At 67.1% G+C, this 19044-nt stretch carries 6 protein-coding genes (1 of these 6 only partly in view); all 6 read left to right on the top strand.

Features of this window, described 5'->3' with window-relative positions:
- The first annotated feature begins 3 nt into the window (after window positions 1-3).
- Window positions 4-2283 (top strand): TonB-dependent receptor, encoded by a 2280-nt coding sequence (locus QX051_RS17575; protein ID WP_315776991.1) that lies wholly within the window; start codon window positions 4-6, stop codon window positions 2281-2283.
- A 332-nt stretch (window positions 2284-2615) separates the two neighbouring features.
- Window positions 2616-2846, top strand: a complete 231-nt coding sequence (locus QX051_RS17570) for an MbtH family protein (RefSeq protein WP_315776990.1) — start codon at window positions 2616-2618, stop codon at window positions 2844-2846.
- 19 nt (window positions 2847-2865) lie between these two features.
- Window positions 2866-3594, top strand: a complete 729-nt coding sequence (locus QX051_RS17565; RefSeq protein WP_315776989.1) for a thioesterase II family protein — start codon at window positions 2866-2868, stop codon at window positions 3592-3594.
- A gap of 122 nt (window positions 3595-3716) precedes the next feature.
- Entirely contained in the window at window positions 3717-4643 is a 927-nt protein-coding gene (locus QX051_RS17560; protein ID WP_315776988.1) for a TauD/TfdA family dioxygenase, read from the top strand.
- A gap of 43 nt (window positions 4644-4686) precedes the next feature.
- Window positions 4687-14412, top strand: coding sequence for a non-ribosomal peptide synthetase (locus QX051_RS17555; RefSeq protein ID WP_315776987.1), 9726 nt, complete (start codon window positions 4687-4689; stop codon window positions 14410-14412).
- Window positions 14409-19044, top strand: the 5' portion of a protein-coding gene (locus QX051_RS17550; RefSeq protein WP_315776985.1) for a non-ribosomal peptide synthetase. Its footprint extends 1964 nt past the window's final position; 4636 of the gene's 6600 nt are visible here — the first part of the coding sequence; its start codon is at window positions 14409-14411; its stop codon lies off the right edge, out of view. Before QX051_RS17555 ends, QX051_RS17550 begins: the two co-directional genes overlap by 4 nt.

Genomic DNA, 19044 nt, shown 5'->3' with positions numbered 1-19044 from the left:
ACGATGTCGTTGGGACTTGTGAGCTCATTGGCGCTCTCGCTGAATGTCGGAGGCGTTCAATCGGCCTTCGCGCAGACCAAGCTCCCCGATGTGACCGTCGACGCGCCGAAGCCGAAAGTCCGGCAGACCGCTTCGAGACCGCAGACGACCGCGACGCGGACCGCTCAGCAGCGCCGCGTCGCGCCGCGCAACCTGCCGCCGACCGCCCCGGTGGCCTACGTGACGCCGTCGACGGGCACGATCGGCGCGCCGCCGTCGCCCTATGCCGGCGGCCAGGTCGCGAGCGGCGGCGGCCTTGGGCTGCTGGGCAACCGCGGGGTGATGAACACGCCGTTCAATCAGACGAGCTTCACATCGCAACTGATCCAGAACCAGCAGGCGCGCACGATCCGCGACGTGCTGATCAATGATCCCTCGGTGCGCACGATCCAAGCCGCCGGCGGCGGCGCCGACAGCCTGTTCATCCGCGGCTTCTACTACGACAGCGGTGACTACGCCCTGAACGGGCTGGCCGGAATCGCGCCATATTATTCGACGGGCGCCAATTTCATCGAACGGGTCGAATTGCTGAAGGGGCCCGCAGCTCTGCTCAACGGCATGACGGTCGGCGGCACTGGCGCCTCAAGCGGCGGCGCGGTCGGCGGTAGCGTCAATCTCGTCACCAAGCACGCGCTCGACACCGACATCACGCAGCTAACGGCGACCTATGCGTCCAAGACGCAATTCGGCGAGCAGATCGACGTCGGCCGTCGCTATGGCGAGCACAAGGAGTGGGGCGTCCGGCTGAACAGCAAGTATTCGAACGGCGATACCCCCTGGAACCGGCAGACCGACGAGTTCGGCAATGCCCACCTCGCCGTCGACTATCATGGCGAGAATGTCCGAATCGATGCCGATGTCGGCTATCAGGCGGACAAGCTGAATCCGCCGCTGCGATTTTTCGGCGTGGGTACTGCTGTCACCAGCATTCCGTCGCCACCGTCGTCCGGCACCAATTTCCAGGTGCCGTGGGCGTATTATGCGCCGACCGATTTCTTCTCGACGGTGAAAGGCGAAGTCGATCTCAACGATCGTATCACCGCCTATGGCGGATTCGGCTATCACGACAGCAACATCAACTACCGCTATCCATCGCCGGTGCTCTCGAGCAACGCTGGCCTGTTGTCCGGGACTCCTGGAACGGGAAGCGAGACGTACAAGACGTACGCCGGGGAGGCTGGCCTGCGTATGACGGCCGATACCGGCCCGATCAACCATGCCATCAATGTCGGCTATTCGGTTACCGACCGCACCTACAACCAGCAGGTGGTTGTCGGCAGATCGTCCACGTGGAGCCTTTACAGCGAGCCGACCAACATCGCGTTGCCAAGCTTTGCGACGCTCCAGGCCAATCAGACCGTCGGCGCCAATCTCTGGAGCATCGGCGTCTCCGACACGATGTCGCTGCTGAACAAGCGGATTCAACTGACCGTCGGTGTGCGCAGACAAACCGCGGGAACGGAAGTCACGAATCTCGTTACTCCAGCATCGAGCCGCCCCTTCGAGGACACGTCGGTGTGGACGCCAGCCTATGCACTCGTGGTCAAGCCCGTCGAGTTTGTGTCGCTTTATGCCAATTACATCGAAGGCCTGCAGACCCCGACCGTCGTCGCCGCCGGCTATGCCAACAGCGGCACGGTCTTCCCGCCAGGGCAGACCAAGCAGGTCGAGACCGGCATCAAGGTCGACTTCGGCCGAATCACGACCACGGTCAGCGCCTTCGATATCTCGCGCCCCAGCGTGATTACCACGAGTTCAGGGGGAGTGCTGACTCAAGAGCTGAATGGCCGGCAGCGCAATACGGGCGCCGAGTTCAACGTATTCGGCGAGGTCACGCCGACGCTGCGGCTGCTGGGGGGCGTCGCGTATATTCACGGCGTACAGGAGAAGACCTCGGGCGGCCTGACGGACGGCAAGCGGGCGATCGGCGTGCCCGAACTCACCGTGAATCTCGGCGCCGAGTGGGATACACCGTTCGTGCGGGATCTGACGCTGACGGGGCGGGTCGTCTACACCGGTGCACAATATGTCGACGCGGCCAACAAACTCTCGCTGCCGGATTGGACACGCGTCGACCTGGGCGCCCGCTACACCTTCACTTCGCCCTGGAACGGCAAGCCGATCGTGCTGCGGGCGAGCGTCGAGAATGTCTTCGACAAGGCGTATTGGGCGTCGGCCTATAGCGGTGTGATCACCCTGGGGGCGCCGCGCACCTATCTCGTTTCCACGACGTTCAATTTCTAGGACGTCGATACGCGTTGGCGATGATGGGGCCGCCGCACGGCCGTTGTGCGGCGGCCTTGTTAGTCTGAGCGATGCGGACGGCGTTCAATTCCAATCTGATGAAAATTTGCGTAGTTCATCGATTGCGTCGAGGCGTGATCATCTCCGCGATGACAAAGCGGTCGGGTCAGCAAATCATCTAGTTGGAGCCGATACATCCTCGTGTTGAATCGTCACCTGCGTGTCACCTTGGAGAGATTAAAAACTTCGATCGGCGGTATCCTTTTGACTGTCATTATCAACTGCATTACTCGTAGTTCATCAACGTCGATTGTTAGTAGGAGTAGCCGGGCATGATGGTCTTCGACAGAGATGACGTCACCTTCACCGTCGTCGTGAATCACGAAGAGCAATATTCGATCTGGCCGACCTTCAAGGACATTCCGAACGGATGGACGGCCGTCGGCGTGACCGGAAGCAAGAAGGAATGCCTGGACCATATCGAGCAGGTGTGGACCGACATGCGGCCGCTCTCGCTGCGCAAATTTATGCAGGACAACGCTCTCGCATCAGCCGAATCCTGACGCGAAGGAGATCGCTGCGATGCGGCTCATCTGTTTGCCCTATGCCGGCGGCAGCGCCATGGTCTATGCGCGCTGGAGGAGAGGTCTTCCGTCCTGGATCGAGGTCCAGCCCCTGGAGCTGCCAGGACGGGGCGCACGGATGGACGAGCCGCTGCAAACGGATGCGACGGCGTTGGTCGATCAGCTCGCGTCCGAACTGATCGGGACGCCGTTGGCGGAGCCTTACGTCCTGTTCGGGCACAGCCTCGGCGGCTTGCTCGCCTTCGAGCTCGCGCACAGGCTGCTCGCGCTCGGCGCACCAAGGCCGCACATGCTGCTCGTGTCCGGAACGGAAGCGCCGGCCGTGCGCGACGGCAGCCGCTGGCGCGAGCCGCTCGGTGACGCCGCATTGCGCGAGGAGCTTCTCAGGCTGAACGGCACACCGCCGGAAGCGTTGCAGAGCATGGAGATCATGCGCAGCACGCTGCCGATCCTGCGGGCCGATTTCCTGATGTGCGGGAACTACGTGTATCGGCGGCGCCAGCCGTTGCCGTGTCCGCTGCACGTGTTCGGCGGAGAGCTCGACGAAACGCGTGCCGAGGCACTGGAGGCATGGCGGGCCGAGACCTCCGGCACGTTCGGCCGCGACATGCTGCCGGGCGACCATTTCTTCATCCACAGCCGGCAGGCGGATCTGCTGAAGCTTGTTGCCGCATTGCTGGTACGTCGGGCATGGCCGGAGCTCGCCGTTGCTCGCGCGGGGCCTTGAGCGGCGCGTCGAAAGCAGGACCCAGCCGGGAAGCCGGCTGGTGAAGAGACTTCAATGCTGAAATCGACGGGAGACGGGGAGAGGTCATGTTCGCGATACAATCTAAAATAGAACAGGAATCATTGCCGTTCCTTCTGCGGGCCAGCCGCACGCAGCAGCCGCTGATGGAGGCGGTCAGCGAGGTCCGCGACATGGTCGAGCGCCAGCTCTATGCGTGCGGCGGAATTCTCTTCCGTGGCTTCCATCTCGACGGCGCCGAGGCGTTCAGGAGCTTCGCCGCGAGCTTCGGCCATCCGCTGCTGTCCTATGAATTCGGCTCGACGCCGCGATCGCAGGTCAGTGCCGGCGTCTACACCTCGACCGAATATCCGCCGCACCAGAGCATCCCGCTGCACAACGAGCAGGCCTATACGCGCGACTGGCCGATGAAGATCTGGTTCTATTGCGAGCAGGCGGCGCAGCAGGGCGGCGAGACGCCGGTCGCCGACAGCCGGTCGATCCATCGCGACATGCCGGCCGCGATACGTAACCGCTTCGCCGAGCGGGGCGTCATGTATGTCCGCAACTATGGCAGCGGACTCGACGTCGACTGGCGGCAGGTGTTCGGCACCGGGTCGAAGGCCGAGGTCGAGGCCTATTGCGCCTCCCATGCGATCGCCTGCGAATGGAAGGATGGCGACGAGCTGCGGACGCGGCAGGTCTGCCAGGGGACGGCGGTGCATCCCGTGACCGGGGACATGGTGTGGTTCAATCAGGCGCATCTGTTCCACGTCTCCAGCCTCGCACCCGAGGTGCGGGAAAGTCTTCTCGACATCGTCGGCGATCCGCTCGAGCTGCCGCGCAATGCGTTCTACGGCGACGGCTCGCCGATCGAGGATGAGACGCTGGCCACGGTCAGAGCCGTGCTCGACCGGCATAAGATCGTCTTTCCCTGGCAGACCGGCGACGTCGTCATGCTCGACAACATGCTGACGGCGCACGCGCGCGAGCCGTTCAAGGGGCCGCGCAGGGTGATCGTCGCGATGGCGCAAGCCCATCGCGTGAATTGAGCCTGCGCGATCGATCCTCACATTGTTATCGGACCTTCGGAAGATGCCGACACAGACCCTCGTCGAACGACTCCGCGAGCATGCCGCCTCGCGTGCCGATCATCCGGCGCTGCGCTTCATCGAAGGCGACGATGTCGTCGACGAGCTGACATTCGCGGCGCTGGATCGACGCATTCGCGCAACGGCCGCACATCTGCAGCAGCTTGCCGGCGCAGGCGAGCGCGCCGTGATTCTGCTGCCGAACGGTCCCGACTATGCCGTCGCGTTCTACGCGTGCCTCTATGCCGGGGTCATTGCCGTGCCGGCCTATCCGCCGGAAACCGGGAAGGAGCGTTACACGAGCCGGCTCGACGGCATCCTGCGCGATGCGGCGCCACGGCTCATTCTCACCCAGGCGCGTCTGCGCGACGCCGTCGTCGCTGCGTTCGGCGAGACCAATGCTCATGTTGTTGCCGTCGACGAGGTGCCGGTCGATGCCGCCGCATCGTGGCGCGAGACGGACTTGCACGGCGAAGCGATCGCGTTCCTCCAATATACGTCGGGTTCGACGTCGCAGCCGAAGGGTGTCTGCGTCACTCACCGGAACCTGGTCGCCAATGAGATCGCAATAGAGGCGGTGCTCGGCGGGACCAAGGATGACGTCTTCGTCAGCTGGCTGCCGCTCTATCACGACATGGGATTGATGGGCGGATTGCTGAATCCGCTGTTCACGGGCTTCACGGCGGTGCTGATGTCGCCGCGCAATTTCCTGGAGCAGCCGCGGCGCTGGCTCGACGCCATCCATCGCCACGGCGGCACCTGCAGCGGCGGGCCGGACTTTGCGTTCGCGCTCTGTGCGGACCGGATCTCGGACGAAGCGATCGCGCGGCTGGACCTCGGCCGATGGCGGTTCGCGTTCTCCGGCTCGGAGTTCGTGCGCCGCGCGACGCTGGATCGATTTGCCGCGCGCTTCCGGCCGGCGGGCTTCGATCCTCGCGCGCTGACGCCGTGCTACGGCCTTGCCGAGGCGACCTTGCTGGTGACGGCAGGCGACCGCGCGAGCCGGGCGGTTTGTCACACGCTCGATCCCGCAGCGCTCGCCGGCGGGCGCGTTGCGGACGCCGGCGAGGGCACGGATCTGATGGCGTGCGGCGCCGTGGCAGACGGCCATGCCGTGCGCATCATGAGGGTCGATGCGTCCGCCGGCGCCGGGACGAATGAGGTCGGCGAAATCTGGGTCGCAGGCCCGAGCGTCGCGCAGGGCTATTGGAACAATCCCGGGGCGACGCAGCAGACGTTCGTCGTTCGCGACGGCGCGCGCTGGCTGCGGACCGGCGACCTCGGCTTCGTCCGCGACGGCGATCTCGTCGTCACCGGCAGGCTCAAGGATCTGCTGATCGTTCGCGGCCAGAACATCTATCCATTCGATCTGGAGCAGGCCGTCGAGACCGAGGTGGCCTCGGTTCGGAAGGGACGTGTCGCGGCCTTCCCGGTCGAGATCGATGGCGTCGAAGGCATCGGCGTAGCTGCCGAGTTCAGCAGGGCAGTGCTGCGGCGAACGCCGGCCGACGTGCTGATCAAGGCGATCGGCGACGCGGTCATGCGGCAGACGCAGGAATATCCGGCGGTGGTCGTGCTGCTGAACCCGCAAGGCATGCCGCTGACCACCAGCGGCAAGCTGCAGCGGTCCGCCTGTCGCGCCAGATGGGTGCAGGGCACGCTCGATAGCTTCATGGTGTTCGAGCAGCGACGCGAGGCGGCGGACCCATCGCCGTCCCCGGAGCTCGCGACGGCGACCGAACGCCGTCTTGCGCTGATCTGGCGGGATGTGCTCCGGCGCGAGACCGTCGATCGCGACGACGACTTTTTCATGCTCGGTGGCAACTCGGTCGCAGCCGCTCAGATCACGGCGATGGTGCGCGAGCAGTTCGGAATCGAGCTCGCGCTGCGCGGCTTCTTCGATGCGCCTACGCTCGCCGCGCTCGCAGAGCTTATCGATGCGGCCGGCGCGGACGCGAAAGTGCTCCCGCCGCTGCAGCCGGCACCGGCGGGCATACGCGAGCTGCTGTCTCCCGCGCAGGAGCGGCTGTGGTTTCTCTGGAGCATGGATCCGGCCGGCACGGCCTACACCATCGCCTGCACGGTGCATTTCGACGGCCCGCTCGATCAGGCACTGATGGTGCAGGCGCTGACCGAAATCGTCGCCCGCCACGAGACGCTGCGCACCACCTTCTCCGCCCCGGATGGCCGCGTCGTGCAGGTCATCCATGCGGCGCCCGACATTCCGGTCGCGGTCGAGGATCTGCGGCGCAGCCCGGCGGCGGAGCGCGCGTCGCGGGTCGCGGCGCGGACACGCGAGGAGCTGGCAAGGCCGTTCGATCTGCTCAATGGCCCGCTGCTGCGCGCCGTGCTGATGCAGCTCGCGGACGACCGCCACGTGCTGCTGCTATCGGCGCATCACATCGTAGCCGACGGCCTCTCGCTCGACGTGCTGCTGGCGGAGATCGCCGCGCTCTATGACGGGCTCCGGCGCGGGGCAGGGGCGCCGCCGTCCCCATCCGCCGTCCAATATGCCGACTACGCCGCATGGCAGCGGGATTGGCTTTCCGGCCCCGAGGCTGCGCAGCAGCTCGCCTACTGGCGCGGGCGGCTCGGCGACGCGGATACGCCGCTTGCATTGCCGTTCGACCGGCCGCGCCCGCCATTACCGAGCTATCGCGGCGACACCATTCACGTCGAGATCGAGCCCGATCTGGCGCTGAGGCTCCGCGCGCTCGCCAGGGAGCATCGCGTCAGCATGTTCATGCTGCTGCTCGCCGCCTATCAGTTGCTGCTGTTCCGCTACTCCGGCCGCTCCGACCTGCGCGTCGGCGTGCCCGTCGCCGGGCGCCGCCAGGCCGAGCTGGCGTCGCTGATCGGCTGCTTCGTCAATACGCTGGTGCTGCGGGCCGACGTGGCCGACGGCATGAGCTTCGCCGAGCTGCTGGGGCAGGCGAAAGAGGAGGTCATCTCCGGGCTTGCACATCAGGATCTGCCGTTCGACCGTCTCGTCGATGCGCTGAAGCCGACCCGCTCCGGCGGCCACAATCCACTGTTCCAGGTCAAGTTCAACTACATGGCCGCGCCGGCCGGATTTGCGCTCGGCGATGGCCTGCACGCCCAGCCGCGCATCGTCGATCTCGCCGGCTCGCATTTCGATCTCGCGCTCGACATCATCGACGGCCCAACGGGCATGAATGCGAGCCTGAATTTCGCAACTGATTTGTTCGATGCGGCCACGGTCGAGCGGATCGGGAGCCAGCTCGTCGATTTCCTGCGGCAGATCGCGGCGGGCATCGACCGGCCGCTGCGCGACTTCGCAATCTCGCGAGCCGTCAGGCAGGTCGTCGCGGCGGAGGTGAAGAGCTTCCCATCGATGGACATCCTCGATCTGATCGACGCTGCGTTCGCGGGCCGCGACGATCGGATCGCGCTGCGCCAAGGACAGGACACCGTCGGCGTCGCCGAGCTCGTGGGCTGGTCGGACCAGATCGCGCGCACGCTCGTTGCGGCGGGCGTCACGCATGAGACGCCGGTGGCGCTGTGGATCGAGCGGTCGCCGAGCTTCGTCGCGGCGCTGCTCGGCGTCCTGAAGGCGGGCGGCGCCGCCGTGCCGCTCGATCCGGCGTGGCCGGTGGCGCGTGTTGACCGTATTCTTCACGATGGTGGCATCGACACCCTGGTAGCGACCGGCGAATGCCTCGCTGCGGCGAGCGCGTTGCAATGCGTCGCGCTGGATGGCGAGTCGCGCAGCGATGCGTCTCGCGGCGAGTTCATTCGCCCGCACGTTCATCCGGCGCAGACTGCCTACATCATCTACACGTCGGGCTCGACCGGCGCGCCCAAGGGCGTCGCCGTGTCACACGGTGCACTTGCCAACTATGTGCAGGCGCTATTGTCCCGGCTGCGGCCACGCGCCGACGCGAGCATGGCGATGGTCTCGACTGTTGCCGCCGATCTCGGCCACACCGTGCTGTTCGGCGCGCTCGCGAGCGGCGCAACCTTGAATCTTCTTCCGGCCGATGCCGCGTTCGATGCGGATGCGTTTGCGCAAGCGATGCGCGACGGCGAGGTCGGGATTCTCAAGATCGTGCCGAGCCATCTGCGCGGCCTGTTGCGGGCGCGGCGCTCGGCCGACGTTCTGCCGCGCGACGTGCTGATTCTCGGCGGCGAGGCTTGCGATCCCGGCTTGATCGAAGAGGTCCGCCGGCTGCGGCCGCACTGCCGGATCGTCAATCACTACGGCCCGACCGAGACGACGGTCGGCGTGACGACCCATGAGTGGACGGACGCCGAGGCCAAAGGTGTGCTGCCGGTCGGATTGCCGCTTGCCAACCTGCGCGCCTACGTTCTCGACGATACGCTGAATATCGTCCCGGCCGGGGTCACCGGTGAACTCTATGTGGGCGGCGCCGGGCTGGCGCGCGGCTATCGCGGTGCGCCTGGACAGACGGCCGAGCGCTTCATTCCCGATCCGTTCGGACCCGCAGGCGAACGCCTCTACCGGACCGGCGATTTGGTGCGCTGTGATCAAGCGGGCCGGATCGTGTTCCTCGGCCGGCGCGATGATCAGGTGAAGCTGCGCGGCTACCGCGTCGAGCCCGCCGAGATCAGCCGCGCGATCACATTGCTGAAAGGCATCGCCGATGCGGCCGTCGTGGCCCGCGCCGTCGATGCTGAGCAGGAGCGTCAGGAGCTCGTGGCCTATTGTGTCGCTGCAGCGGGCGCCGTGTTGCAGCCGGAGACGCTGCGGCAGCAACTCTCGGCGATGCTGCCGGACTACATGGTGCCGTCGCGCATCGTCGTGCTCGACTGGCTGCCGCTGACCGCCAACGGCAAGCTCGACCGCGCGGCGCTGCCGCAGCCGGACGAGGACGCCGTGCTATCCTATGCCGCCCCGGTCGGGGCGGTGGAGGAGACAATCGCCGCGGTCTGGCAGGACGTGCTGGGCCGCGAGCGGATCGGCCGCAGTGACAATTTCTTCGAGCTCGGCGGCGACTCCATCCTCAGCCTGCAGATCATCGCGCGGCTGCGCAAGCGCGGCGTCATGCTGACGCCGAAGCAGATGTTCGCGCAGCAGACGATAGCGGCGCTGGCCGGCGTGGTTGCGACCACCTCCGCGCCAGCCATCACGCCGCCGGCAGCAGCACGTAACGCAATGAACGCCTGCGCTGCGGAGCTGCTGCCGATCCAATTGCGCTTCTTCGCGGAGGATATCTCCAACCGCGATCACTTCAACCAGGCGGTGCTGCTGATCCCGCGGGACCGGATCGACTGGAGCGTGTTGCAGCGGGCGCTCGCTGCCGTTGTGGGGCATCACGATGCGCTTCGCATGACGTATCGGCAGGTCGCGGGTAAATGGCAGGCGGTGCCGTCCGACCTGCCTGCCGCGCCTGACCTGCTTTGGCTCCGCACCGCAGTGGAGCCGGCCGACATCAGCACGAACGCGTCGGCGGCGCAGGCGAGCCTGTCATTGGCATCGGGATCTCTGCTGCGCGCCGTCGGGTTCGACATGCGCGACGGCAGCCAGCGGCTGCTGATCGCCATTCACCATCTCGCCGTCGATGGCGTGTCATGGCGGATTCTGCTCGAGGACATCGCGTCGGCTTGCGAGCAGCTGACGGGGCAGGCGGGCGCCGTCAACCTGCCGCCCCAGAGCTCCACGCCGTCCTCCTGGGTGCAGCGACTGCGCGCGCATGCGGCCTCCGATCGGCTGGTCGGCGAGATGCCGTTCTGGCTGGCGTCCTCCCACGGCAGCGAGCTGCCCTGCGACGACGACCATGGTGGCACCGACGTCGAAGCCGACGCCGAGGAGGTCGTGCTGAAGCTTGAGGCGGAGCTGACCGAACGGCTGCTCGATGCCGCGCCTGCGGCCTATCGCACGCAGGTCAACGACCTGCTGCTGGCTGCGCTGGCGCGTGCGGTCTGGAACTGGCGTGGGATCGATGGCGTCGTGATCGAGCTCGAAGGCCACGGCCGCGAGGATGTCCTTGCGGACTGTGACCTCACACGGACGGTGGGCTGGTTCACGACCGCATTCCCGGTCCGTCTCGACGGCGGCAGCGAGACCGACGGCGCGCTCATCACCCGCGTCAAGGAGACGCTGCGCGCCGTGCCCGATCGCGGGCTCGGCTATGGAGTCCTGCGCCATCTCGGTGCGAAGGAGCATCGCGAGGCGCTGGCCGCGGTGCCGAACCCGCGTATCGTCTTCAACTATCTCGGCCGCTTCGATGGCCAGCTCGGCGCGTCGGCGCCGTACCGGATTGCGCCGGAAAACCCGGGACCGATGCGAGCCGCCGACACGCCGTTGCGGGCCTGGCTCACCATCAACGGCGAGGTGCGTGACGGGCAGCTGCGTCTCGGTTTCCGCTATGGCAGCCGGCGCTATCGGCGCGCGACCGTCGAACGGCTCGCGGAGCTCTATCGGGCGGCGCTGCACGGTCTCGTCGATCATTGCCTCGGCGGCGCCGGCGGTCTCACGCCGTCCGACGTTTCGCTCGCGGGGCTCGATCAGGCGGCGCTCGACCGGCTCTGCGCGACGATCGACTGTCACTCCGTCGAGGACATCTATCCGCTGTCGCCGATGCAGCAGGGCTTGCTGTTCCATGCCCTGCGCGATGGCGCTGATGATGTCTATGTCAACCAGCTCTCGATCGAGCTCCGGGGCGTGACGCCGGCGCGGTTGCGTGCGGCATGGCAGACGGCGAGTGCGCGGCATGCGGTGCTGCGGACTGGATTCGTCTGGCAGCAATTGTCCGGAGTGGCCCAGCAGATCGTCTACCGTCAGCTCGAGGTGCCCGTCGTCGAGGAGGATTGGCGCAGCCGTATTGCTGATGGGGTCGCGGCGGCGGATATCGAGGCGGCGCTTGCGGAGGCGGCACGGCGCGAGCGTGAGCTCGGCTTCGACATCACCCGGCCGCCGCTGCAGCGGCTGCGGCTGGTCCGGCTCGGCGATGACAGGCTGTGGCTGATCTGGACGCATCATCACATCGTGATCGATGGCTGGAGCTCGGCGCGGCTGCTCGCAGACGTGCTGCAGCAGATCGGCGGCGCTGCGCCGTCGGCGGCGCAAGCCAGTTATCGCGACTACATCGCCTGGCTGCAGACGCGCGACCACGCGGCGGCTGTGGATTTCTGGCGCGAGACGCTGCGCGGCTTCGATGAGCCAACGCCGCTCGCCGACGCCTTGCGTGCGAGCTGCGCGATCGACGCTGCGAGCGGCCACGGCCGGCTGACGCTGCGCGTGGACGTCGATCTCGCTGCCCGCCTGCGGCGGTTCGCGACGCAACAGCGCATCACGATGAATACGCTGCTGCAGGGGGCCTGGGCCCAATTGCTGCGGCAGTATACGGGACAAAGCTCGGTCTGCTTTGGCGTGACGGTCTCGGGCCGTCCGGCCGAGCTTGCCGGCGCCGAGCACATGGTCGGCCTCTTCATCAACACGCTGCCGCTGATCGACCGCGCGCACCCGCAGACCGCGACCGGCGACTGGCTGCGAACCCTTCAGGCGCAGAGCGTCGCGGCGCGCGACTATGAGTGGCTGCCGCTGCACGAGATCCAGCGCCTCGCCGACAGGGCCGGGCAGCCCCTGTTCGACAGCCTGATGGTGTTCGAGAACTATCCGATCGATCAGGCGCTCACCGCGCGCAACGGTGCTGGGCCGCAGATCGGGCGGGTCGAACATGTGACGCCGACCAGTTATCCGATCGCGGTCATCGTGTTCGACGGACCCGAGGGCCTGCGCCTCGACTTCAACTACGATCGTGCGCAATTGGACGAGCACGCGATTCGACGGGTGAGCGCGTCGTTGCGGGACTGGCTGATGCAGATTTCGGCGGATGCCACCCGTCCGACCGGCAGCCTTCGAATGGTCGATGGGGAGGCGCTGGCGTGGCTCTTGCGCTGGAGTGGAGCTGCGATTGGCGAGACGTCATCCCCACGTCCGTTGATCGACGCAGCGCCCGGCGTGGTGGCGCAGATCGAGGCGCGGGCGAAGGTTGTCCCGGACGCGGTTGCGATCGTCAGCGGCGACCGCCGGATCAGCTACGGCGAGTTGAACGCGCGCGCAAACCGGCTGGCGCGGCGACTGCGCGCGCGCGGGATCGGCGCCGATGTCGTGGTCGGACTGGCGCTGGAGCGCGACGCCGAGATGATCGTCGCGCTGCTCGCCGTGCTGAAGGCGGGTGCGGCCTACCTGCCGCTCGACCCGGATTATCCGGCCGAGCGTCTTGCTCACATGCTGAGCGACAGCGGCGCGAGGCTTCTGCTGACGCAAGCTGGGCTGCAGGATCGGTTCGCGCTTGCGCTGGCCGATAGCGGAGCCGAGGCCTGGCTGCTCGATCGCGACGATGATGCGGGCGACGCCGACAATCTCGGCAGCACCATCCATCCGGAGAGCCTCGCCTACGTCATCTATACCTCGGGCTCGACCGGCCTGCCCAAGGGCGTGATGGTGCGTCACGGCGCAGTGACGAACTTCCTGGCGACGATGGCCGAGCAGCCGGGGATCGCGTCCGACGACCGGGTGCTGGCATTGACCTCGCTGTCGTTCGACATCGCGGTGCTGGAGCTGTGGCTGCCGCTGACACGGGGCGCCCGGATCGTGCTGGCCGATCGCGCCTCGGCGCAGGATCCGACGGCGCTGAAGGCGATCGTGGCCAGGCACGGCGTGACCATGATTCAGGCGACGCCGTCGAGCTGGCGCATGCTGCTCGATCATGACGGGACCGCGCTGCCTCGTCGCTGTCGCGTACTCTGCGGCGGCGAGGCGCTGGCTCCCGATCTGGCACGGCGGCTCGTCGCGCTGAGCGGCGAGGTCTGGAACATGTATGGGCCGACCGAGACCACGGTGTGGTCTGCGCGCCACCGGCTCGATTCCAACGATCCTATGCCGGTGCTGGGTGGTCCGATCGGCAACACCACGCTCTACGTGCTCGACGCCAATCTCAATCTGGCGCCGCCCGGCGTGACCGGCGAACTGTTCATCGGCGGCGAGGGACTGGCGCGCGGCTATTGGCGGCGCGCCGGGCTCAGCGCAGAGCGCTTCGTTCCCGATCCGTTGGGCGGCCCCGGTGCGCGGTTGTACCGGACCGGCGATCTGGCGCGCTGGCGTGCCGATGGCACGCTCGACTATGTCGGCCGCGCCGATCACCAGGTCAAGATGCGCGGACATCGCATCGAGCTCGGCGAGATCGAGGCGCGGCTGCGCGCACTGCCCGGCGTTCGCGACAGCGTCGTGGTCGCGCAGGAGTTCGGCGGCGGGCGACACCTGATCGGCTATGTCAGCAGTGACAGCACCCTCGACGGCGGCGACTTGCGCGCGATGCTCACGGCCATGCTGCCGGACTACATGGTGCCGTTGCGCGTCATCGTGCTGCCGCGGCTGCCGCTGACGCCGAACGGCAAGGTCGATCGCAAGGCGCTGCCGCTGGCCTCACAAGGCGAAGCGGGAGACGACTATCAGGCTCCGGTCGGTGAGATCGAGATCATCCTGGCCGGCATCTGGGCGGAGCTGCTCGGCCTCGATCGCATCGGGCGGGGCGATCACTTCTTCAGGCTCGGCGGCCACTCTCTGCTGGCGGTGCGGCTGCTCGGCCGTGTCGCGCAGGAGTTCGGCACGTCGGTGCAATTGTCCGAGCTGTTCGCTCATCCGGAATTGGCGGAATTCGCGCGCGTCCTCTCGATCAGTCTGATCGAGCAGGAGTTCGCCGAAGGTGAGCTCCAGGAACTGATGACGGCGGAGCTATCATGAGCGGACAATCAGGACAGCCTCTTCTGCGTGACCTCGATCCGGAGGCGCTGCGCCGGTTGGCATCGCGCGCGCGACAGCGCGGCCGCAACGCCCCCAGACGCGACACAAACACGATCCCGATCGTCGATCGCGGGGGCCGGCTGCCGCTCTCCTTCGCGCAGCAGCAGCTGTGGCTGCTGGCGCAGCTCGATGGCGGAAGCGCGAATTATCACATCGACGTGGCGCTGCGGTTGCGCGGCCGGCTCGACATCGGCGCATGGCGCCGCAGCCTCGAGCGCCTGTTCTCCCGGCACGAGGTGCTGCGGACGGTCTTTGTCGCCGAGGACGGCGAGCCGCGAATTGCGCTGCTGCCGTCCGACACCAGCCTGCCGCTGGAGATGCATGATCTTCGCGGCCGGCCGGACCGCGAGAAGCGGCTGGGCGACGTGCTGGATGAGTGCACGCGCGCGCCGTTCGATCTCGCTCGGGGGCCGCTGATCCGCAGCCATTTGATCCGTCTGGGCGATGATGATCACGTTGTTCTGCTCAGCCAGCACCACATCATCTCCGACGGATGGTCGATGGGCGTCATCGTCCGCGAGCTCTCGGCGCTGTATGGCGTCTTCGCCGCAGGCGGCGATGATCCGTTGCCGCCGCTCGCGATCCAGTATCCGGACTATGCAGCATGGCAGCGCCATTCGCTGACGGCAGATCGGCTGCGGCGGCAGCTCGATCATTGGACCGCCGTGCTGCGCGATGCGCCATCCTTGCTGACATTGCCGACCGACCGTGCGCGTTCTGCGCCGCGATCCAACGCCGGCGCCGCGGTGCCGGTGGAGATCGACGACGGTCTATCGGCCGACATCAGGCGGCTGGGCCACGCTCTCGGCGCCACCCCGTTCGTCATCGTGCTGGCGGCCTGGGCCATCGTGCTGTCGCGGTTGGCGGGCCAGCAGGATCTCGTGATCGGCACGCCGAGCGCAAATCGGATGCGTTCGGAGCTCGAAGGCCTAGCCGGCTTCTTCGTCAACATGCTGGCGCTGCGGCTCGACCTCTCGCATGGTCCTGCTGTCGCCGAGCTGATCGACCGCGTCAAGACGGCGGTCCTCGCGGCGCAGGATCATCAGGATCTTCCGTTCGAGCACCTGGTCGAGGCGCTCCAGCCGCCGCGGCATCCGGAATACACGCCGGTGTTCCAGGTGGTGTTCGCGTGGCAGAGTAACGATGTCGGCTCGTTCGCACTGCCCGGCCTGGCGGTCGAACGCCTTGCGATCGAGCAGCACAAGATCAAGTTCGATCTCGAGCTCGATCTCAGCGAGAGCGGCGGCCGCATCTCTGGCAAGCTCAACTACGCGACGGCGCTGTTCGACGCCGAGTCCGTGCAGCGCTATCGCACCTATCTGCTGGCTGCGCTGCGCGCCATGGTCGCCGACACCAGCCAGCCGGTCGATCGGATCGAGCTGCTGCCGGCCGAGGAACGTACGCTGCTGCTGGATGTCTGGAACCGCACGCAGTCGTTCACGCCAGCCGACTGCTGCATCCAGGAGCTCGTCGCAGAGCAGGCGCGCCGCCGCCCCTCCGCCGTGGCGCTGGTGCATGGCGCGGTCAGCTTGAGCTATCGCGAGCTCGAGGAGCGCGCCAATCGCCTCGCGCATCATCTCGTTGCGCTGGGCGCCGGTCCGGACCGGCTGGTCGCGATCTGCCAGCAGCGCGGCATTGATGCGATCGTCAGCGTGCTCGCGGTTCTCAAAGCGGGAGCGGCCTATCTGCCGCTTGACCCTGCCTATCCGCCGCAGCGTCTGCGCGAGACCGTGGCCGATGCTCAGCCGACGATGCTGCTCTGTGACGGCGCGAGCGCCAGTACGCTCGGCAGCGTGGCATGTCCGGTAGTGGATGTGGAGAGCGATGCGCCGGCCTGGAGCGGGCTGCCGGAGGGCGCACCGGATGTTGTTGCCCGTGGCCTGACGCCGCGCAGCCTCGCCTATGTCATCTATACCTCGGGCTCGACCGGACAGCCGAAGGGCGTGATGATCGAGCACCAGGGCCTGGTCAATCTCGCGCAGGCCCAGATCGGGCTGTTCGACACCGGTCCGCACAGCCGGATCGTGCAATTCGCCTCCTTCAGCTTCGACGCAAGCGTGTGGGACATCGTCATGGCGCTTTGTGCCGGTGCCGAGCTGCATCTGCTCGGAAGCCGCGAGCACCGCGACGCGGCGGAGCTGGTGAACTATCTCGCCGAACATCGCATCACCCATGCCACGTTGCCGCCCGCGATGCTGCAGGGCCGCTCGGACCTCGCCCGGCTCTCCGGGCTCGAGGTGCTGGTTCTCGCCGGCGAGTTGCCAAGGCCGGAGCTGTTCGAAGCGCTGCCGCCCGAGATTGCGGTCTTCAACGCCTACGGGCCGACGGAAACAACCGTCTGCGCCACCGCATGGCGCCGTCCGCCCGGCTTCGCCGGCGGCGTCGTCTCCATCGGTCGCCCGATCGCCAACGCGCGGATCTATCTGCTCGACGCCCAGGGCATGCCGGTGCCGCGCGGTGCCGTCGGCGAGATCTGGATCGGCGGGGCAGGGGTTGCCCGCGGCTATCTCCACCGTCCCGATTTGTCGGCGCAGCGTTTTGCCGTGGATCCGTTCGGGCTGTCGTCCGACGCGCGGATGTATCGAACCGGTGATCTCGGCCGCCATCTCGCCGACGGCAACATCGAATTCCTGGGCCGCAACGACCATCAGGTGAAGATCCGCGGCTTCCGCATCGAGCTCGGCGAGATCGAGCATCGGCTGAATGCGCAGGCCGGCGTGCGGGACTCGGCAGTCCTGGCGCGGCGCGATGCGCAGGGCGATCTCACGCTCGTCGCCTATGTGGTGCCGGCGGACGATGCAGGTGATCCCAGCGCATGGGCTGCGCGCCTGCGCACGCAATTGCAGGCGTGTCTTCCGGACTACATGGTTCCGTCGGCGATCGTTCACCTCGATGCGTTTCCGCTGACGCCCAACGGGAAGGTCGACCGGCAGGTGCTGCCGGCGCCGGACGACGAGGCGTTCTCGCACGCCACCTATGATCCTCCCCAGGGCGAAGCCGAGCAGACGCTCGCTGCCATCTGGCGCGAGTTGCTTGGCGTCGAGCGCGTCGGCCGCAACGATCATTTCTTCGAGCTCGGCGGCCATTCGCTGCTCGTCGTCCGCATGCTGGACCGACTGAAGCGCCATGCGCTGACGATCGATGCGCAAGCGGTGTTTGCAAGGCCGGTGCTGCGCGATCTCGCGGCAAGCCTGCGGCACGGCGAGGAGATCGCGATCCCCGCCAATCTGGTCACGGCGGAGAGCCCGGCCATCACGCCGGACATGCTGCCGCTGATCGCGCTGAGCCAGGGCGAGATCGACCGCGTGGTGGGCCGTGTGCCGGGCGGCGTCGCCAACGTCCAGGACATCTACGCGCTGTCGCCGTTGCAGGAGGGCATCCTGTTCCATCATCTGCTCGCGACCGAGGGCGACCCCTACGTGCTGGTCGCGCAGATGGCATTTGCGGGCCGTGATCTGCTGGATCGCTATCTTGCGGCCGTTCAGGACGTGATCGACCGGCATGACGTCCTGCGGACGTCGTTCCTCTGGGATGGGCTGTCGGTGCCGGCGCAGGTGGTCTGGCGCCAGGCACCGCTAAGCGTCACCGAAGTCACGCTCGAGGGCAACGAGCCGGCCCAGGTCGAGCTGGCGCGCCGCTTCGATCCGAACTCCTGCCGGCTTGATCTGACCCAGGCGCCATTGCTGCGTCTCGTTGTCGCCCGCGACCCAGGAAGTGATCGCCTGCTGCTGCTGGTCGTGCTGCATCACATGGTCGGCGACCATTCCACCCTGCAGGCGTTGCATGAGGAGGTGCAACTGATCCTGTCGGGACGCCGTACTGCTCTGCCTCCGCCGATTCCGTTCCGCAATCTCGTCGCCGAGACTCGCAAGCCGGGCGGACAGGATGCTCAGCAGCGCTTCTTCCGCAGCATGCTTGCCGACATCGATGCGCCGACGGCGCCGTTCGGATTGATCGAGGTGCGCAGCGACGGCGCCGGCGTGCGCGAGGCAAAGCTGCCCCTGCCGGCTGCGCTCGATGCAGGGCTGCGCGCGCAGGCGCGCCGCCTGGGGGCGAGCCTCGCCAGCCTCTGTCATGTCGCCTGGGGGCAGGTGCTGGCGCGCAGCAGTGGGCGCGAGCAGGTCGTGTTCGGCACCGTGCTGCTCGGCCGCATGCAGGCCGGCCACGATACCGGCCGCAGCCTGGGCCTGTTCATCAACACGCTGCCGTTGCGGCTCGATCTCGACGGCACGTCCGTTGAGGACAGCGTCCGCGCAGCGCATGCGCGGCTGGCGGAGCTGATGGTGCATGAGCATGCCTCGCTGGCAATGGCCCAGCGCTGCAGCGGCGTCGCGCCACCGACGCCGCTGTTCTCCGCGATCCTGAACTATCGGCACGGCCAGCGGCAGGACGCGCGGGCAGACGCGCAGCCCATCCAGGCTCTGCGTGGCGTCGAATGGCTCGGTGGCGAGGAGCGTACCAACTATCCGCTGATGCTGGCGGTGGATGACGACGGTCATGGACTTCACCTGACGGTCCAGGCCGTGGCGCCGGTTGCGCCCGAGCGGGTCGGCGCGATGATGCAGCAGTCGC

Origin of the sequence: Bradyrhizobium sp. SZCCHNR1053 (assembly GCF_032381235.1) — a bacterium.
Lineage (GTDB): Bacteria > Pseudomonadota > Alphaproteobacteria > Rhizobiales > Xanthobacteraceae > Bradyrhizobium.
The sequence above is the reverse complement of the archived record's forward strand: the minus strand, read 5'-3'. Positions and strand labels throughout refer to the sequence as shown.